Consider the following 20,674-nt stretch of genomic DNA (forward strand, 5'->3'; position numbering starts at 1 on the left):
GAAGGAATACGCAGTCATGAGAAGACAATTACTTGTTCTAATTGGTATGGTCGGCGTTTTTGCTGGAGCGACCTCAATCTTTATCTATGAATGGCTTCATCCCAACGTGCACTATCCGGAGGCGAGGGAAGGCGTACTGGATGCCAGACAGTGGGATTTTGCTGAACAGGGGATCCTCCCGCTTCGCGGGGAATGGGAATTCTACAAGGATCAACTGCTGACACCCAGCGACTTCGCCAATGGGGGCGCGAATCAGCAACTAAAACCGCACATTCTTCCTGTTCCCGGAGGATGGAAGGGAGAAGTGTCGGAAAGCGGCTATGGTGCGGGGACGTACCGTCTGCGACTGTTGGTAAACGATCCCGAGGATTATGGACTTAGAGCCAAAAAGATTCGGATGGCGAGTCGTATTTATATGGAAGACGAGGAGCTTGGCGGTACTGGACAACCCGGATTATCGGCAGCCGAATTTGTGCCCAGCAATTTTCCGTTCTTTGGAATGATCAAGTCCGAAGACCGGACCATTGAGATTCTTGTCCAGGTGTCGAGCTATCGGTACTTGCAAGGTGGACTTGTGCAAGCACCTGAGTTTGGACTGGCAACGGATGTTATGACCCGGCGGGACAATGCCCGAATGGCTGACGTCATCGTTATCACCACGTTGTTCGTTTTTGGCATTTATTTTGCAGGCATGTTCAGGCAATGGCGGCGGGAGCCTTATCTAATTTTCTTTAGCTTGTTCTGTCTGACACTAGGATTGTTTTTCAGCATCGACAACGAGATCGTTATGGCGACTCTGTTTCCCTCGATGTCGTTTCTGCTGCTGCAGAAGCTGCTCTTCATTCTTCCGTATCTGGCGATCATGTTCTTCATTCACTATGTACGCATTTATCTAAACGAGAGAAGCGGATATTTGTTCAGGGGAGTTCGCTGGTTTTCCTATGTGTATCTGGTTTTACTGATTGGGTTTCCCAATGATCACCTTTTGTATCTGTTGTGGCCTGGCGTATTTTTGCAGATAGTGGCCTTCGGGTTTATCTTTGCTTCAATTTTTCGCAATCGCCATCACGGGGTCAGAATTTACTATATTTTGCTTGGTGTGTTCTTTTTGATTATTAGTTGGATTTTCGCACTGACCCGTTATCAATTGGCGCTGGACAGCCCGTATTACATCATCGTTACGCTACTGCTAGTCGTGTTGTCGCAATCATTCCTGATGGGGGACCGGATTCGTGAGGCTCTCCTGCGCAGTGAACGCCTGGCTGATCAATTGCTTATCTATGACCGGCAAAAAGATGAGTTTCTGGCCAAAACGTCGCATGAGCTTCGCACGCCTTTACATGGTATCATCAATCTGTCTGAAGCCCTGCTGGAGAATAAAGAAGCACCGCTTGCAGCGGAGCATCGTGAGAACGTCAGGTTGCTTCACCTGATCGGAAGGCGACTTGCCGGACTGGTGAATGACATCCTTGATATGAATCGGATTCGGTACGGTCAACTCTCCGTGCAAACGAAACCTGTAGACCTTTACATATCAACCGATTTTGTTATGGAGACCTTATCGATCTCGCCCGTTAAGAGCGGAGTCAGGCTTGTAAATGAGCTGCCTCCCAATCTACCTCTTATCATGGCTGATGAGAACCGGCTTCGGCAGATTTTGCATAATTTGTTGGAGAACGGATTGAAGTATACGGATCGTGGAACGGTCTCCATCTCAGCGGAGAGAAGGGCTAATATGCTGGCGATATCCGTTAGCGACACCGGAAGGGGTATTCCTCCGGAGATCATGGACGACCTGTTTCAGACGTTCTTTCAATATAATGAGCAGGGTGCGCATTCGCGGGGCGGTATTGGACTGGGGCTTGGCATATCGAAGCAACTTGTCGAGTTGCAGAGCGGACATATGCAGATAGAGTCTGAGGTCGGCAAAGGTTCCAGGTTTACATTCATGTTACCAATTGCACGGCGCGGGGAGAACCAGGTGGCGGCCACTATTGAATACGCTGGACATACCGAGTTTAAGAATTATACGGAGTGTGAGGCACATATCAAGCCTGAAGAGAACCCAGCGCTGCTCCCTAGGGTTCAGCTAGCTGTGGAGGTGCCAGATGAGGCGCTCCATATTCTGATTGTCGACGATGAACCCTCCAATCTGAAGGTCGCCATGGACGTGGCAGCTTCCATGGGGTACACGTATACGGCTGTGGGAGGCGGCGAAGAGGCACTGGGGGTGTTAAGGCGCAAGAAGCCGGACCTTGTTCTACTCGACCTGATGATGCCCGGCGTATCGGGATTGGACATCTGTAAGGACATCCGGTCGATTCACGGGCTGGCTGAGCTTCCGGTGCTGATGCTGACCGCTTCGGGGCAGACGGGGGATATTCTGGCAGCCTTTGCAGCAGGGGCCAATGATATTGTGCAGAAGCCTTTTGAGCTGGCAGAACTTAGAGCACGAGTGCAATCGCTTCTGGCGATGAAAAGCTCCTCTGAGCAGGCGGTACGCCGGGAGATGGACTTTTTGCAGGCCCAGATTCCGCCGCATTTTCTGTACAATAGCCTGAATGCACTAGTTGGGCTCAGCTATAAGGACGTGGACAAGCTGCGGGAAACGATCCACCATTTGACCACCTATCTCCGCTCCAAGTTCACATTTATCTTCCAGGGTGATGCAGTACCGTTAGAGAGGGAACTGGAATTGGTACGCGCCTACCTTGCCATTGAGCAGCTTCGCTTCGGTCAACGGCTGAACGTGAGCTACACAATCGATGAAGATGCGCACGGTATGGTGCCCCCACTTACCCTCCAGCCTATAGTCGAAAATGCCGTCCGTCACGGGATCGGACAGAAGCCTGAAGGAGGGACCGTGAACATTATTGTCACCCGTAGCATTAACGGTGTGGAGATCGTTGTCGAGGATGACGGGGGTGGAATGGACGAACAAACGCTAAGATTACTGGAGCAAGGCAAGACTGGGGGAATCGGCATTGGTAATGTGAACCGCAGGCTACAAATGAGATACGGGCGGACTCTGGAGATTCATAGTCGCTTGGGCGAAGGAACCCGAATTACAATTTACTTGACGGAGGAGCCTTATGTGGAAAGTCATTCTGATCGATGATGAAGAGATCGCGCTTGACGTCATGGATATTATGCTGGCCGAAGTTGGCGGTGTGAAGGTTGTCGGCAGGTTTCAGCTGGTCGCCGAAGCGCTCGAACAATGTGGCGCGCTGCAGCCGGATTTAATCTTTTTGGATATCGAAATGCCTGGAGTAAGCGGGCTGGAGGTTGCGGAGGAGATCACTGCGTGCTTTCCCTTTGCTAAGATCGTTTTTGTAACGGCACATGATCAGTATGCGATTGATGCGTATGACACCGACGCCATCGGATATTTGCTTAAACCGGTCGCCAAGGACAAGCTGGCCAGGACACTGCACCGTTATTCCAATCTCCAGGCCAAAAATCGGATTCTAAGTAGCAGTCCTCTAGATCTTGACAGGGGAGTTGCCAACGTTGGTTCAAGCGAATTGGACACTGTCGTTGAAGGTAAGGTATTGCTTTCGCTTAAAGTACTAGGCAGCATGGAGCTGTATGCTGCAAACGGAAGGCTATTAACGTGGAGGACCAAGAAAACGAAGGAGTTATTCGCATTCCTCTGGCATCATCGCGGACAGCCCGTTTACAAATACGCCATATTGGAAAACTTATGGCCGAATGATGCGCCGGAGCGCGGGCAAAAATTGTTGCACACTTCCCTGTATTATTTGCGGAGTCTGTTTAAGTCGGTGGGCTATGGCGAAGTAGTAAGGTACGGCGACGAGCGCTACTGGATTAATCCGGTGTTTATCCGAAGCGATCTTGAAGAGTTGCTTGGTCGAATGAAGAGGGGAGTTGCCGGAACCGAAGCCAAGGACATGCTTCATCTATATAGCGGCAATTACTTCGAGATGGAGCATTATGAATGGGCGGATACTTACCGAATCGAGTTGCGTTCCATCCTGATGTCCTACTTGACGAATGCTCTGAATGGGGCGACGAACGAGCCACGGATAGCGATGCTTCGAAAGCTGATCGATCTGGAGCCCAGTCGGGAGGGTTACTACGATCTACTCATTGACTCCTTGAGGCATGCGGGAGATCTGGGCGGAGTCGGAAATGTGCAGGCTTTGAAGAAGCGAATGCTGCTGGAGGAAAATTAGAGTGTGACAAAACCGATCACAAAAAAAGTATGGGTCTTAAGGTTTACGCCTTTAGCCCCTTTTTTTGTCGTTTTATGGGTGGAATGTTGTGAAAATGTTGAGAAGTAATTTGCTAGACTAATGCTGTTGATTGATAGATATCGGACAGCGGTCAACGGATTTGGGATGGGAGCAAAATGAGGGGGAGTGAAAGAAAAAATGATGACATTCAGAAAATGGATCTCGGTGATATTAGCGTTCCTAATAGTAGGAATGCTGGTTCCGCAGTATGCAATAGCCGAGTCGTCCGCATGGGAACTTCGAAGTCCTCTGCCGACGTCTCAGACGATGAACACGGTGGCCTATGGAAATAACATCTTCGTGGCAGTGGGCGAGTATGGAACGATTGTTACTTCCACAGACGGTGTAAGCTGGGCGAGTCCCAAGAGCAATACGTTATTCACTTTGTATAGCGTTGTATATGGCAATGGGAGATTTGTGGCAGTGGGAAGCAGTGGAACGGTTCTCACCTCAACCGATGGAGTGACCTGGCAAAGTCAAAAGGTGGGGAATACCAATATGTTGAGTGTTACTTTTGGTGCCGGCAAATTTGTGGCAGTAGGAGAAGCGGGATTAATACTGCTGTCAAGTGATGGTTCCACCTGGGTTAGCCAAACCAGTAGCGCAACGGGCTATCTCTGGGACGTAACCTATGGTGGAAACTGGTTTGTTGCTGTTGGTTTATCTGGTACGAGGATTGTCTCGAAAGATGGAGTGTCCTGGAAGGCGTACAACAGCACCAATGGAGATTCATATATCGGCGTGACTTATGGGAACAACCGCTTCGTGGCAGTTGATAACCAGGGAGCTATCGTATATTCGCAATCTATCTCGGATTCATCATGGACCTGGGCAATAGGCAAAAATAAAGGTAGTTCCGCTTCAGAGGGCTTTTCTGATGTCAGCTATGGCAACGGAAAGTTCGTGGCGGTAGGACATGGTGGTAAGGTGTACACTTCTTCCGATTCAGCCAGTAGCTGGCAAGTGCAGACTAGCGGCACGGGCAATAATCTTAACGGTGTTGTCTATGGCAGCAACAAATTTGTGGCAGTGGGCATTCGGGGAGCCCTCTTTAGCTCGGCAGATGGGACGATATGGACGAATCGGCTTCAAGGCTCCAGGCAAGCCATCAGAGAAATTAGTTTCATTAATAACCATTTTGTAGCGGTCGGTCCTTACGGAGAGTTGTTTTCCTCTACAGACGGTACATTCTGGGACAGAAAATTGATCGACTCCTCCGTTGGTTTAACAAATATCGAGTATGGTAATGACACTTACGTAGGGGTGGGGTTTAATGGGGCACTCCTTACTTCGACGGACGGAACAGTCTGGGCAAACAGGGCGTCAACCTGGACAGATGCTATATATGGCTTGAGTTATGGGGCTGGGAAGTTTGTAGCGACAGGTAATGCCGGTAAAGTTTGGACTTCGGCTGACGGAGTAATCTGGGCCTCCATTACGAGTCCTACATCGAATACGCTAAATGATACGATATACGCACATGATCGGTTTGTGGCGGTGGGGGTGGGAGGAACGATTATAACTTCGCCTGACGGGGAGAACTGGACGCTCCAAACGAGCGGTTCCCAGGTGAATCTGAAAAAATTAAGCTACGGAAGTGGAAAGTTTGTGGCAGTTGGTGAGTCCGGGACAATCCTGACTTCTGTCAACGGAATGGATTGGGTCGTGCAAGCAAGCGGGACAGCGAACACGCTTAATGGCGTGGGTTACGGCAATGGAACTTTTATAGCGGCAGGAAAAAGTGGGTTACTCTTAACATCAACGAATGGTACGAATTGGACAACTCAAGCGAGCGACAGGCAGGAAGAGCTTAACAGTGTAGGCTATGGTAACAATACCTTTGTGGTGGTTGGGCAAGATGGCATTATATTAAAGAAAATAGTAGAAGCAAACAGCATGATCAATCCGTTGGAGGAAAACTTCGACAAAAATACTACATCAGCGGGTTATGTCAATGTGAATGTTACGCTGACGTTGAACGGAAACATGTTAACCGGTATTGATAATCAGGCATCCTTATTGACTGCAGGCGAGGACTACACAGTTAGCGGTAATATAGTTACCATCAAAAAGGCGTATCTAGCGACACAAGTAGTAGGGACGACAAGTCTGAATTTCACGTTCAGCGCAGGAACATCCCAGACGCTGGACATTTCAATTCGTGATACGACACCGCAAGTTGCTACTGTCAGCTACGGATCAGGCGCTCATGGCACGATCAGCGGAACGAGTGAACAGGTGACAATTGGTGGGCATCCGGTGGCAGTTCCAACAGTGACGCCTGCAAGCGGCTACCGATTTGCAGGATGGAGCAGTGACGGTGGAGTTACGAAGTTCAGCAGTCAGCAGGTAGCGGCTACTAAGATAACTGCGGATGTTACCTACACGGCGCATTACACGTCGTTTGTCATGGGTGACGCGGATGGGGATGGTGTAGTTACGCCTGCTGATGCGCTGTTGTTGACAATGCATATTAAGGGCAAGATCACGCTGACGCCGGAGCAGTTGCAAGCGCTCGATATGAATGGCGACGGACAATGGGACGAAGCGGATATAAAAGCGATTCTCGCCATTGCCGCAGGAAAGGGCTGATTTTATGCTTTGGAAGAGATTAATATCGATTTTACTGACGGTTAGTATGATCTTGCCTTTTGGTACGTTTGTCAGCGCTGGTGCACCAGCTTCTAACTCGATGAAGGTGAGTGGTGGTGAAGGCTACCCTGGAGATACCGTTGACGTGGAGGTATACCTGATACCGAATCTTATCATCAACGAATACGATATTTCGATTGGTTTTGACACTTCTTCGTTGGAACTTGTGACTGGAAATGAAATTACGAATAATCTAGGTGTGAGTTCAAATGGAGATAGCTTCAATACGGATTTCTCCAGTGATGGGACTATCAATGTACAAGCTGATCTGGTGAACTACTCGATTTTTGATGAAGCGAAGGTATTCACTCTTCATTTCAAGATCAAGGATACCGCACAGCCTGGGGAACTGACGCTGAGTGTACCTACGCACAATCTCTATGAAGGGGGGACACTTTCGTCGACAACGGTTGAAATGGGCAAAATTCAGGTTAATGCTGTAAAGCATACTGTGGCGTTTGATGCACAGGGAGGTAGCGCCGTTGGCAGCATTACAGATGTAAGCAGCGGCACAACGATCAGTGAGCCGCCAGCGCCGACAAAGGCCGGTTATACCTTCGCAGGCTGGTTCAAGGAGGAAGCAGGCACGAATGTCTGGAACTTCGCAACAGATAGGGTAACGTCCGATGTGACGCTATACGCAACATGGACGGCTGTTCAGTTGGCACAATATACCGTTACGTTCGATTCAAAGGGAGGCAGCGTTATTGACAGCACTGCCAATGTGAGTAGTGGAACGACGATTAGCGAACCGCCAGCGCCGACGAAGGCCGGTTATACCTTTGCAGGCTGGTTCAAAGAAGAAGCAGGCACAAATTCCTGGAACTTCGAAACGGATATGGTAACGTCCGATGTGATGCTATACGCAACATGGAAGCGTCATGCAGCAGAGATTCAGATCGGCTCGGTGAGCGGAACGCCCGGAACTACGGTAAAAGTACCTGTCTCCGTAGCCAACTCAACATATGGAATCGGAGCCTATGGAATACAAATTGATTTTGATACAGAAGCGTTGGAAGTAACGAAGATTGAAGGGGAAACGGGCAATAACTTCGACTCCAACTTCGATAACGTAGCAGGTTGGTTGAAAGCGATGTGGGCAGACAGCGATGCAGGTGACACACCGATTGCATCGGGAGAAAAACTGTTCACCGTCAGCTTCAAGATCAAAAGTGGAGCAACAACAGGGAGCAAGAAATTAACAGTAGAAACGGAAGAATTGAGCCATTTCTCCATAGCTAACTCGTTCGCGGTTGGAATGGAAAAAACACTGATGCCTGGTAAGGTTACGGTTAATGATGGACCGGTGCAATACACAGTGACGTATGATTCGCAGGGAGGTAGCACAGTTCCTGGGCTTACCCAGGTGAACAGTGGCACCACGATAAGTGCTCCGACAGAACCAACAAAGGTTGGCTTTATGTTTGCGGGATGGTATAAGGAAGTAGCGGTAACGAATGTGTGGAACTTCGCAACGGATAAAGTAATATCTGATGTGACGTTATACGCAAAGTGGACGAGTAGTACTTCCAACAATTCAAATAACTCTGGTGCGCCTTCAACAAACTCAAGCACAACAACAGTTGAGAAACCTGCTGGTCTGCAAATCATCGTCGATGGTGTCTTGAAAGATCAGATTGCGACAGGTTCCCTCACTAAAGAGAACGGTAAGACTGTACTGAGGGTCACAGTCGATCAAGCCAAACTGGTTGATCAGCTGAAGCAAGCAGCAGACAAGTCCACCGTAGTCATTCCCGTGACTACTAATGTGGAAAAGGTATCGGTGGTATTGACTGGCGATGCTGTGAAGAGCATGGAAACCAAGCAAGCCGTTTTGGAGGTTCAAACGCCAGGCGGAATCTACAAACTTCCTGCAGGGCAAATAGCCATCGACAAGATTTCCTCGACACTTGGGATACAGGTCAAACTGTCCGACATTGTCGTTCGTGTAGAGATTGCCAAGAGTGATGAGGCTACGGTCCTTCTTGCAGAGAAGGCAGCTGTTCAAGGAAACTATGCTGTTGTAGCTCCACCAGTCACTTTTAATGTAACGGCTTCCTACAATGGCAAAACGGTAAACGTAGAACAATTCAGCAGTTATGTGGAACGAGAAATTCCACTTCCCGCAGGTCTTAATCCAAGCAGGGTGACAACGGCTACGGTGCTCAATCCAGACGGCAGTGTTCGTCATGTGCCTACGTTCATCACGACTAGAGAAGGGAAATATTATGCGGTCGTGAACAGCCTTACCAATAGCGACTACTCGCTGATTTGGCATCCAAAGACATTCGCGGATGTAGAAGGTCATTGGTCGAAACAGGCTGTAAACGATATGGCTTCACGAATGATCATCAAGGGGATAGATGAGAATCATTACAATCCGAATGCGGTCATTACACGGGCGGAATTCGCAGCGATTATGGTGCGCGCGCTGGGATTGGCCGACAATGGAAGCCAAACCACATTCATAGATGTGAAGTCCAGCGAATGGTATGCAGGAGCTGTTGCGAAGGCTGTGGAATACGGTTTGATCGAAGGCTACCAGAACCAGACATTTGCGCCTGCTCAGACGATTAGTCGTCAGGAAGCATTGGTGATTATGTCCCGGGCAATGAAACTCACATCGATTGAAACGGAAGGGGCAGATGTGGAGTCTGTGCTATCTCCGTTTGCAGATCAGACGGCGATTTCTTCTTGGGCCAAGTCGGCAGTAGCCTCAGCTGTGAATAACGGACTTGTGGAGGGCTCAGAAGAAGGTTTGATGCCGACAGGCAAGCTTACTCGGGCCGAAACTGCGGCGATTGTTCAGAGACTTTTGATCAAGGCCAAGTTGATCAATAACGGCGATTCTATCTAAAGTTAATCGAAAAAATTAAGACAGTTCAAAACCAGCCTCTTTTCCGATTAAGGTGGAAGTGAGAGCTGGTTTTGTCTGTTTATCGATGAATGGCATTCTGATTAGGAAAGGGACAAAGCATTAGACTCGGAGAAGGCCGTTATCTGGAAATCATCTTCCTGTGGGTGACCCGATATTTTCTTGCCTAATTCGACAACTTCATATACTATTTTCACATTACATAGTGCTTCAAGCATGTAGTTTTTGGGTAGTCGTAGTCGAAAAGGCTTACATACAGGTGTGAGAGGAAGAGGATTGGATGGTCGTTTTTTTCAAGAAACGTTTGGTTGTTCGCATTGTTGCCATTGTTACATTGGTCATTGTGATTATATCTGCGGGAAGCATGCTGCTTCAGCTGGCGAATATGAAGCTAGCCGCGCAGGAGGCCATATCGAGTTATAATATTCAAATTGCCGAGAGTTATGTGAAACAGCTGGATGCAGAGCCGTATGTGGAATTTGCCAAAGATCCCAAGGAAAATGACGCGTTCTTGAAGATTCGTAATGAGCTGGATGATTTTCGTGTGAGCATCGGTGCGATGTATGTGTATTTTGTAAAAATAGATGATACAGGCACACCTCTCATTATGGTGGACGGCATGAAAGATGCAGATAAAGCATCACCGATCAATGAAGTGACGGATATCCCAGGTGATGCAGTCCAAAAGCTCCTGCAAGGGAAAACAGCCAGTTCCCCTATCATTCATAATGAGGAGTATGGTGAATATATTTCCTCATACGCTCCGATTTTGGACAGTAATGGAGCTTTGACAGGTGTGATTGGAATTGATACGGCTGTGTCGGTCATTGGAAGTATTGAGTCAGATATTATGAAATCCAGCATTCCGCTGTATGCCCTGTTATTATTCATTACGCTTGCAGGCATCGCGGTTGTATTGTGGTTCATCGTAAGAGGCCTGCGACCGCTGAAACCGTTGAAGGCAAGCGTCGAACAAATGGCGCAAGGTGAGCTGGCGGAAGCTAACCGAATCCTGACAGCCTATCGGCTGCAGAGTGAGGATGAGATTGGCAGCACATTCAAGGCGATGATTCATATGTCTGGGGACTTAAATAAAATGATCGGCGACATGGTCGCGGGTGTTTCGGTAACCACTGATATTCTCGCGGAATCAACGGAGCAATTCAATCGTGATGCAGAAGACATGCTTGAGATGAATAAGAGCGTTGACCAGTCCGTGCAGCAGATCAGACAGGGAGCACATACCCAGAAGCAAGGTGCTAGCGACAGCGCTAATGCGATGGAAGAGATCGCAAAAGGCATTACCGATATTTCAGAGTCCTCTACAGCCGTGTCCGACGCTGCAACAACTGCACTTGCTACGGCACAATCAGGTAAGCAGAGCATGACGCAAATGAAGAAACAGATGGAGAGCATTTCGGCTGTATCTGCTGAAGTTGTAGCCATGGTCCAAGTGCTTAACAACTTCTCGCAGCAAATCGGCGGTGCGCTTTATACGGTGCGGGATTTTGCGAGTCAGACTAAGCTGCTGGCGCTGAATGCTTCAATTGAAGCCGCTCATGCAGGAGAACATGGAAAGGGATTTGCCGTTGTAGCGGATGAAGTACGAAAATTGGCGGAGGCTTCAGGCACATCTGTGCAGACAATATCGGATTTGTTAATCGGTATTCAGCAGGAGTCACAGCATATCGGATTACAGATGGATGTTACCTCGCAAGAGATCGGCCAGGGGGTGACGAGCACAGCAGAAGCAGAGCTTGCCTTCACGCATATGGTTGAGGCGTTTCGTGTGGTGACACGTCGTATCCAGGAGGTTTCCGCAGCAGCGGAAGAGATATCGGCGGGTTCCGAGGAAGCGGCAGCATCGGTCAACACCATCTCGCAAATTTCATCCGGCGTTTCAGATCATTCAGATGACATTTATCGCTTAACAGGGGAGCAGTCGAGCATGTTCCAGAAGGTGGCACAAACGTCCACGCTGCTGAGGCAGCAAACGATTGAGATGAGCGAAGCTGTAAGAAAAGTAAAGGTATGACCGACAAGAGCCATGCAAAAATTCTGGTGGAAATCGGCTGTTAATAGTGTGGAAAATGGAGCGAATAGCATTTGCTGCTCGATTCCGATTCTTTAGATTAGAATAACGCTAAAAAGGGATACCCTCGGTCGTATTAATGACTTATGGGCATCCCTTTTTGTGTTATCCACGCTTATTACCATTTGCGAGAATTATGAATCATAACGGTAGCAGATCGCTTTGCCTCCACCACTCTCGGAACTGAATTCCGGGTCTTCTACAAAACCGAAACGTTCGTATAATCGGATCGCGTTGACCATCTGGCCGCCCGTATATAAATACACCGTATTTTTGCCCATGTCTTTGGCAGATTCAACACATTGTTGAAGCAGTTCTCTGGCAATGCCGTGACCTCTCCATTTGGGATCAACACCCAACAGTCGAATAAACGGATAATCAATAGGCAACTCGAAGTTCGGGTAAGCCTTATGCGCGGTCTCAAACAATTGCACCGTTCCGACAATCTGATTATCAATTTTGGCAATCCATAATTGCTTAATATAAGGATTGCTCGGCGATTCCCGAATGTCCTTCAAATAATGTTCCCATTGTTCCTGTGTTTGGAACGTGTCCCGGTACTCGGAGTAACTTTCAATGAGAATATGTACAATTTCTTCATGGTCAGCTTCTGTAGCGGGATGAATCTTTACTGCCGTTGTCATCTCAAGTTCTCCTTCTGATCTTGGTTTGATAAGAGATATAGTTGACTTGAATTGTATCACACCCAATGGTACTGGATTAATTCAAATTTTCTATATATGACTCATGAAATTCTATGAGTTGGTATAATCCGCACAAGCACATCCAAGGTTCGCACGTATAAGGTTCATTATAGGCGATTGAGCTGTGTGGAATACAAATTATTGCGATATTCGGTGGGGGTATTGCCTTCGTATTGTTTGAACATGCGCAGGAAAAGTTTGTAATCCGAAAAACCGCATTGCCCAGCAATTTCTTTCACACTGGCATTGGTATTGAGCAGCATCTGCTTGGCCCGGCGAATCCGTTCCGTGAGGATATAGGTTTTGAGCCCAATGCCTTTCTCACGTTTCACCATTTTGGAAATATAGTCCTTGTTAAAATTAAAAGTCTCGGCAATCTTACCAACCGTAATGTCGGTATGCAGATGAATATCCACCCACTTGCAGATGTGGTCAACGATTGCATTGTGCGGTCGATAACCCGCCTGTGTATTGCGTTCCAGTTCTTTGAGCAGCAGCAGCAATGCCGCGTCTGCTTCTTCTGGTGAGAACGATGAACTATGCAGCAATTGCTTGAACAGCTGATTGGCGGTGGACGGAACCTGAATAGTCGCATGGGTGGGATACTGGTCGAACTCTTTCTCAATCGAATCATAATGAACCCAGTAAAAGCTGACGGGAGCATCGCTAACCTGATAGCCGTAATGGGTGCGTCCAGCTCTCAGAAACAGCAGATCATTTGCACGAACCACGAACTGCTCGTCCTCCTCCGCAATGTACATCTCGCCTTCCAACATCAAAATGACCTCGTGAACAGGCATGCTGCGCTTCATGTGGCTCCAATTACCTTCGGTTATGAACTTGCCGCACAGGTAATGTTCCAATGGCTTTTGCATAGGACGGATTTCTCCACCTTTTCTTGGATTATGAGTCTGATGTAGTTGTATTTTATTTGATAATATGAGGATATTCAAGGCCTATATGAAGAAAGTTCGTAAAGGACACATGAATTTCAACACGGATTTTACCCTTTGTACAATTATATAAGTACTTCTAAATATCCACTACATACCGAGGAGGAGCGAGCAGAATGATTGAAACCAAAAAGGGTTTTCTGGGACCGGAGCATGTAGATCTGTTAAATGGCGTTTTTCAAACGTCACAGGAAGTTGGAGAAAAGTATTTGTTATCACTGGACATTGATCGTTTTCTGGCACCATGTTTTGAGGCCCATGGGCTACCGGTGAAAAAGGATCGATACGCGGGTTGGGAGGCGCGCTCGATTAGTGGGCATTCCCTTGGACACTATCTGTCTGCCTTGGCAGTGACCTATCAGGCGACAGGTAATGAAACGTTAAAGCAAACGCTGGACTACGCGGTCAGCGAGCTTGCATCCATTCAACAGCATACAGGCAGCGGGTATGTCGGCGGCCTGTCCGAAGAAGCTTTCCGTATTGCATTTCGGGCAGAGCATATTGGTGGTTTTAACATCGGCGAATACTGGGTGCCTTGGTACAGTGTGCACAAAATCTATCGTGGTCTGATTGACGCTTACAAATTAACGGGCAATCAACAGGCTCTTGAGGTGGTAACACGGTTTGCGGATTGGGCGGTAGAAGGTCTAAGCCCGATGACAGAAGAACAGATGCAGGTCATGCTTCTATGTGAACACGGCGGTATGAACGAAGTGTTTGCACATTTGTATGGAATCACCGGGAAGTCTGTATACCTTGAGATAGCCAACAAATTCACACATCAATTAATCCTCGAACCGTTGGAGCACAAGCAGGACGATCTTCAGGGCAAACATGCGAATACGCAGATTCCGAAAGTCATCGGTGCAGCCGAAATATACAATCAGGATCATAATCACGAGAGCTACCGGACAGCGGCGGAGTTTTTCTGGGATACCACGATCCATCATCGGTCTTATGTATTTGGTGCAACGAGCATTTCGGAGCATTATGAAGCGAAAGGCATGGAGAGTCTGGGCATTAAAACCGGAGAGAGTTGCTGTACCCACAACATGATGCATCTGACGAAGCAGCTCTACACCTGGAATCCCGACAGCGCATACATGGACTATTATGAAAATGCGATCTACAACCATATCCTGGGCACACAGGACCCGGACACAGGCAACAAAACGTATTTTGCATCAACACTGCAAGGTCACTACAAAATCTACGGTACTCACGATACCGCCTGGTGGTGCTGTACAGGATCTGGCATGGAGAACCCGGGCAAATACGCCGAGGCGATCTATTTCGAGGATGAGCAGGATCTGTACGTTAACCTGTATATTGCTTCCCAGTTGGACTGGAGATCCCAAGGCATGTCGCTGAAGCTCGAAACTGACTTTCCTTATTCGGAAAAGGTAACCCTTACGATCACCGAAGGCAGCGCCTCGGCCAATCTTAGACTACGTGTGCCCTCATGGCTACAGGAGCCAATGACGGCAACGGTCAACGGGGATACGGCCCATCCGCATACCCGGATGGAACCCGGATACCTCGACATCGAGCGCACATGGACCGCTGGCGATGTCATCATCATCACGCTGCCGATGTCGCTCCACCAATACACGTCCAGGGACGATGCACACAAAGTGGCATTCCTGTACGGTCCGATTGTGCTGGCAGGGGCTTTGGGAAGCGAAGGGCTGCCCGAGGATACCATCGTGGACGAAACGGCACTGAATCCCAAAACCGCACCTGTACCTGTGATCTGGACAGAGCAGGAGGATGTGCAAGAGTGGATCAAGGTTGTAGACGTGAGTACGTTGACGTTTGAGATCAGCAAGGACGTCACCTCGGACGGCAACCCGGTGAAACTGATTCCGTTCTATGATGTGCATCATGAGTTCTATACGGTCTATTGGCCGTTTAACGATGAAGGGGATGCACTGGAGAAGGAATTGAATGATATCACCATCGACAGGGTGCAGCCTGACGGTCAGCAGGATGAGATTGGACATCATCTGGATAGCAATTGCCGTGCAGAACAGCATAACGGTTCATATACAGACAGCCGCAACAAGCTGCATATGTGGCGAGAAGCATATGGTGTCAGCGGGGCTTACTTCAGCTACCAGCTGGCGGTGGATGGTTCTGCACCGAACTATGTATGCGTGGCATACTGGGGCGGGGATCATTCTCCTTTTGAACGGGAAGGAACACGGCATGAAAGAATATTTAGTATCGCCGTCGATGGAAATGTGGTCGGTGAACAGCGGATTCATATGAACAAGATCGGTGAAGTGTTCTTCGTTACCTATGATATCCCTCAGACGGTTACGTCAGGTAAAGACAGTGTGCGAGTTGCATTCCAAGCGTTGGACGACAACGGATGTGCTGGAAAAGTGGTGGAGGTACGTACAACGCGCAGCAAACCGGAATCTATCTTTTCGTAAAAGAGGCATTGTATGAAATTGGGCAAACACAATGGTATAATAATAGTAAAATGCTGATTAGGTAAAAGAGGAGGATGGAAGTGTGGCAAAACCGGATAATAAAGGCATCTATAGTTTTCAGGATTGGTTAACTTGGGAGGGGACTTGGGAGTTAATTAACGGCAAAGCGTTCAATATGTCTCCAGCCCCCACCTCATTACACCAGTTTATTGTAGGTGAACTGCACTTCTCCTTGCGTACTTTTTTTCAGAATCGGAAATGTATCGTCTTTGTTGCTCCCTTTGACGTGTATTTCAGCGAGAATGAACAGTATGACGTACCTGATCATGTTGTCCAACCGGATTTATCGGTGGTTTGTTCCAAAGACCAAATAACCAAAAACGGCTGTCAAGGTGCGCCGTCTCTAATCATAGAAGTACTTTCTCCTTCAACTGCGCTGAAGGATTTTAACGAGAAGTTTAATCTGTATCAGAAATACGGTGTGAATGAATACTGGATTGTTGACCCTGGCAATCAGACCGTTCATGTGTACACATTGGAAGAAGGCAGTTACCAGAACCGTCATCTGTACACGGAGCAAGAAACGATTCAATCGGTGTTATATCCGGAACTGGAAATTCCGCTTCGGAATTTATTCAAGCTGAATTAGATTAGACAACAACAACATCATCACTCCGGCGCTGGCGTCGGGGTGTTTTTTTTGATTTTTATCGTATCGAATAAGCCCTATATAAAAAATGACACGCACAGCAAATTTCCACGTATTACCTGATAACATTTCTTTTTCCGCCACCGATTGTTCAAGGGTATCAGGCTCATTTCCCAGAGGTTACAAAATCTTATCCACGTTGTCCCTCTAAAGATGAAATGGGATAAGCCCAAGCCACGTATATTATGAATATCCATATTAATCCACCCGAGTGCGGCAACATCATGTACAATGAAATAAAGTTCCAATGGTAAATATCGACATAAAGGTCCAACATATAGCGCGAAAGGAGGTCTGATGATTTACATGATAAAGTACATAAAACTGCTGGGGCTGATCTTCGGCGTTGTGGTCATGAATGTTCTATTGTTCTCACCCGGATTCATCGGACTGGAGTTTGGCGGGGGAGCATTTACAACAGCGCTCTCGGTGACATTTCTGTTCGGTAGCGTGATGGCTCTTTTCTATGGAAGCTACACTTTATTGTTCAGACAGCCGGTAGTCTTGCCTGTGAAGAATATCGAAACCCATGAAGATTATGTGGAAGCGTTATCCTTTTATCGACGAATTAAAGTACTTGAGGAAGATATCACACTGGGATTATCTCAACTAAGCCGCATGAAGAAAAAGAAAGAAACCCTCCTGAACGTGCTGAATCAGCGATTTGATCCGGGAGAACTGAGTTACAAGAAATTTGCTTCGGTCACCCTCGAAGTGGAGAAGCTGTTATACCTCAACATCCGAAGTGTACTTAACCGACTCAATGTGTTCGATGAAGCGGAGTACGCCAGCCTGATGAAGTCCAAATCCGCAACACTTCCCCAGAAGCTTTTTCAAGAAAAGACCAAAGTATATAACGACTATCTGAGCTATGTGAAAAACTCGCTTCATACCAATGAGGAAATTCTTTTGAAGCTTGACCAATTGATGCTGGAAATCTCCCGCTTGGACAGCTTTGAAGCAGGAGATATTGAACAAATGCCATGTATGCAAGAAATTGACCAATTAATCAAGCACACCAAATTATACAGACAGTGAGGGGTTGTACGTATGGCTAAGAAGGGAAAGTTTTTTTTCATATCGATCGTGATGCTGGTACTCGTGTTTGGCCTCGTATATGCAGGGATTACGCTGACGTCGAACGTTGGTAAATCCAGCACACAGGTAACGACAGAGAATGCAGGCAAAGAGTTAGGCAAGCTGTATGCGGACATTGCGCCGGCAACGGCTGAACCCGTGAAGGGACAGATTGATCTCGACCCAGTGGATGTGGCTGAATCACTGCCGGACATCTCCAAATTCCCGATCACGGTCGAGAATACAACGAATGATTATGTAGAGATCTTTTCTTCCATCGAGAAGGCGGGAACCGGAGCGGATGGCTGGTTAACCGAAGTAACCGAAGAGTTCAACAAGGCTAACATTACCGTTGGCGGCAAACAGGTTTCAGTGAAATTACGTAATATCGCATCCGGTACGGCTGCTGATTATATTAAGTCTGGTAAATATGTGCCTGATGCGTTTACCCCTTCGAATGAGTTATGGGGCGAGATGGTGGCCGCGAGCGGTGTAAAGACAGATCTCGTATCCAAAAGACTGGTGGGGAACGTTCCCGGTATCGTGATCTCCAAAGCCAAATATGATGCACTGGTCGACACGTACGGCTCAGTTAATGTAAAAACCGTGACCGAAGCGATTGCCAACAATGAGCTCGCGATGGGGTACACGGATCCATTTGCCAGTTCCACGGGCCTAAACTTTCTCGTGACGGCACTCAACACATACGACAGCTCCAATCCGCTTGGTGAGAAAGCGATTGAGGGTTTTGAGAAGTTCCAAGCGAACGTACCGTTTACGGCGTCCACAACCATTCAGATGCGTGAGGCAGCCAAGTCAGGCCGACTGGACGCATTTGTACTGGAGTACCAGACTTACGTAAACACCGCAGATCTGAAAAGTGGATACGTCTTTACCCCTTTTGGCGTAAGACATGACAGCCCGCTGTATGCACTGGGGCAACTGCCGCAGAACAAGCAAGAGATCATTAAGAAGTATGCAGAATTCGTAACCCAAGCGAAGTATCAGCAATCGGCTGAGGAATTCGGCTTCAACGGCTTGCAGGACTACAAGTCTGAATTGAACACAGTGGATGGTGGCACCTTGTTGTCCGCTCAGAAAGTATGGAAAGAGAAAAAGAACGGCAGTAAACCGATTGCCGCCGTATTTGTAACCGACGTATCCGGGAGTATGGACGGCGAACCGCTGAACCGACTCAAGGAATCATTGCGCAAAGGCCAGAAGTTCCTTGGCGCAGATAACAGCATCGGCCTCGTCTCCTACTCTAGTGGAGTAACGGTGAATCTGCCAATTGCCAAGTATGATACGAATCAGCAGTCGATGTTTGTTGGTACGGTGGATAGCCTGCAAGCGGGTGGCGGTACGGCAACCTTTGATGGGATCGTCGTGGCGATGAAGATGCTTGAAGATTATATGGCTACCAATCCAAATGTGAAACCACTGATCTTTGTCCTAAGTGATGGAGAGACCAATGAGGGTCATACACTGAAGGATATTCGTGATCTGGTTGAGACGTACAAAGTGCCAATCTACACGATTGGTTATAACGCGGACATCAAAGCTTTGGAGAGCATCTCCAGCATTAACGAAGCGGCGAGCATTAACGCGGATACAGACGATGTTGTATACAAAATCGGTAACCTGTTCAACGTGCAGATGTAGCACGGGGATTGCACTCAAATTGACCTAATGTAAGGTACATTATTCCATTTTGTATAGTACGTAATTGAAGGGGGAACTTGGATGTCGTTTTCGATGGAGATACCTAGCCAGAAGGAAATTCAGAAGGTGATTGAGGAGGAAATAAAGCCCGTACCTGCCGAGGTGGCGGAGCTGCAGCAAGTCGCAAATGCCAACGTGGAGATGATCATGACACTGGATCTCGAATCGTTGGAGAAACGCAAGGAGATTCTGCAATCCATTGATGGCTTTGGCATGAATACGATGAGATCCTCTTCCGAGAAAAACGCGTTGCTTCAAGTCTCCGTTGGACATCTGTCCAAGACGGGAGACGAGGGCGGTCAGGTCGCCAAAGGCTTGACCGAGCTGCATATGCAACTGAAGGATCTAGACCCCAGCGTGGTCGATTTCGCCAAGACCGGATTTCTCGGCAAATTGTTTAATCCGCTGCGGGCGTATTTCCTGAAATACCAGAAGGCTGACGCGGTCATCGCCGATATTGTGACCTCGCTGGATAAAGGCAGAGCGACCTTGAGAAACGACAATACAACACTGGAAATTGAACAGCAAAATCTTCGGGAGCTCACCAAACGACTGCAAAAGGAAATTCAGCTTGGGGTGCTGATGGATGAGTCGATTGACGCACAGATCGAAGCCGCCAAGGTGCGTAATGAGGACCCGGAGAAAGTTCGCTTCATTACCGAAGAAGTGCTGTTCCCGCTACGTCAGCGGGTCATGGATTTACAGCAAATGCTGGTGGTGAACCAGCAGGGCATCATGGCGATTGAAGTTGTCATCCGCAATAACAAGGAATTGATCCGCGGTGTGGATCGGGCCAAAAATGTAACGATCTCGGCATTGAAAATTGCCGTCACCGTTGCGAGTGCACTGTACAATCAGAAGATTGTATTGCAGAAAATTGAACTGCTTAACCGGACGACCAACGACCTGATCGCAGGTACGTCCAAAATGCTGAAAGATCAGGGCATTGCCATCCAGAAGCAAGCTTATGAGGCCAGCATTTCCGTGGATACGATGAAGCAGGCCTTCACAGATGTGCTTTCCGCGCTCGACTCCATCAGTCTCTATAAGCAGGAGGCTTTGCCACGGATGCGGGAAACTATTAATCAATTCCGTGAACTGGCGGATACCGGGGAGCAGCAGATTCAGCGGTTGGAGAAAGGGCAGAAGCTGGGGCTGTAGTTTGAAAGGCAGTTAGAAGAACACAAGGAGGTTCC

13 protein-coding genes are annotated in these 20,674 nt (G+C 48.0%); 10 read left to right on the forward strand and 3 right to left on the reverse strand.

Annotation, left to right across the window (positions count from 1 at the left end; all coding sequences use genetic code 11):
- Window positions 1-16: 16 nt before the first annotated feature.
- The 5 genes from BLV50_RS11115 to BLV50_RS11135 all read left to right on the forward strand — a co-directional run bounded on the left by BLV50_RS11115 (window position 17) and on the right by BLV50_RS11135 (window position 11,818).
- Window positions 17-3,118, forward strand: a complete 3,102-nt coding sequence (locus tag BLV50_RS11115) for an ATP-binding protein (protein WP_090807671.1) — start codon at window positions 17-19, stop codon at window positions 3,116-3,118.
- Complete coding sequence (locus BLV50_RS11120; RefSeq protein WP_090807673.1) at window positions 3,093-4,196, forward strand: response regulator; 1,104 nt, start codon at window positions 3,093-3,095, stop codon at window positions 4,194-4,196. The genes BLV50_RS11115 and BLV50_RS11120 overlap by 26 nt, the downstream gene beginning before the upstream one ends.
- A 201-nt stretch (window positions 4,197-4,397) precedes the next feature.
- On the forward strand, window positions 4,398-6,848 hold the full coding sequence (locus BLV50_RS11125) for a X2-like carbohydrate binding domain-containing protein (RefSeq protein WP_218135387.1): 2,451 nt from the start codon (window positions 4,398-4,400) through the stop codon (window positions 6,846-6,848).
- Window positions 6,829-9,765 (forward strand): InlB B-repeat-containing protein, encoded by a 2,937-nt coding sequence (locus BLV50_RS11130; RefSeq protein WP_218135388.1) that lies wholly within the window; start codon window positions 6,829-6,831, stop codon window positions 9,763-9,765. Before BLV50_RS11125 ends, BLV50_RS11130 begins: the two co-directional genes overlap by 20 nt.
- A 298-nt stretch (window positions 9,766-10,063) precedes the next feature.
- Window positions 10,064-11,818 (forward strand): methyl-accepting chemotaxis protein, encoded by a 1,755-nt coding sequence (locus BLV50_RS11135; RefSeq protein ID WP_090807678.1) that lies wholly within the window; start codon window positions 10,064-10,066, stop codon window positions 11,816-11,818.
- A 191-nt stretch (window positions 11,819-12,009) separates the two neighbouring features.
- On the opposite strand, the gene BLV50_RS11140 is transcribed toward BLV50_RS11135, so the two are convergent.
- Window positions 12,010-12,519: a GNAT family N-acetyltransferase gene (locus BLV50_RS11140; protein ID WP_072735062.1), complete on the reverse strand. Its 510-nt coding sequence runs from the start codon at window positions 12,517-12,519 to the stop codon at window positions 12,010-12,012.
- Window positions 12,520-12,686: 167 nt separating this feature from the next.
- Window positions 12,687-13,454, reverse strand: coding sequence for an AraC family transcriptional regulator (locus BLV50_RS11145; protein WP_143038109.1), 768 nt, complete (start codon window positions 13,452-13,454; stop codon window positions 12,687-12,689).
- A gap of 194 nt (window positions 13,455-13,648) precedes the next feature.
- Between BLV50_RS11145 and BLV50_RS11150 the strand changes: the two genes are divergently transcribed.
- Both BLV50_RS11150 and BLV50_RS11155 read left to right on the forward strand, forming a co-directional pair.
- Entirely contained in the window at window positions 13,649-15,970 is a 2,322-nt protein-coding gene (locus tag BLV50_RS11150) for a glycoside hydrolase family 127 protein (protein ID WP_090807680.1), read from the forward strand.
- Between the two features lie 82 nt (window positions 15,971-16,052).
- The gene (locus BLV50_RS11155) at window positions 16,053-16,619 is read left to right on the forward strand and encodes a Uma2 family endonuclease (protein WP_090807682.1); all 567 of its coding nucleotides are present in this window, start codon (window positions 16,053-16,055) and stop codon (window positions 16,617-16,619) included.
- On the opposite strand, the gene BLV50_RS33075 is transcribed toward BLV50_RS11155, so the two are convergent.
- On the reverse strand, window positions 16,602-16,763 hold the full coding sequence (locus tag BLV50_RS33075) for a hypothetical protein (protein WP_218135389.1): 162 nt from the start codon (window positions 16,761-16,763) through the stop codon (window positions 16,602-16,604). The genes BLV50_RS11155 and BLV50_RS33075 overlap by 18 nt on opposite strands.
- A gap of 222 nt (window positions 16,764-16,985) precedes the next feature.
- Here BLV50_RS33075 and BLV50_RS11160 point away from each other — a divergent pair, with 222 nt between their 5' ends.
- The 3 genes from BLV50_RS11160 (at window position 16,986) to BLV50_RS11170 (ending at window position 20,639) form a co-directional block, all read left to right on the forward strand.
- On the forward strand, window positions 16,986-17,717 hold the full coding sequence (locus BLV50_RS11160; protein ID WP_063566066.1) for a hypothetical protein: 732 nt from the start codon (window positions 16,986-16,988) through the stop codon (window positions 17,715-17,717).
- A 12-nt stretch (window positions 17,718-17,729) separates the two neighbouring features.
- Window positions 17,730-19,418, forward strand: coding sequence for a vWA domain-containing protein (locus BLV50_RS11165; protein ID WP_090807684.1), 1,689 nt, complete (start codon window positions 17,730-17,732; stop codon window positions 19,416-19,418).
- 81 nt (window positions 19,419-19,499) lie between these two features.
- Window positions 19,500-20,639 carry a toxic anion resistance protein gene (locus tag BLV50_RS11170; protein WP_063566020.1) on the forward strand — a complete coding sequence of 380 codons (1,140 nt, stop codon included), beginning with the start codon at window positions 19,500-19,502 and terminating at the stop codon, window positions 20,637-20,639.
- Window positions 20,640-20,674 lie beyond the last annotated feature (35 nt).

This window comes from Paenibacillus sp. 276b (genome assembly GCF_900107875.1).
Classification (GTDB): domain Bacteria; phylum Bacillota; class Bacilli; order Paenibacillales; family Paenibacillaceae; genus Paenibacillus; species Paenibacillus marchantiae.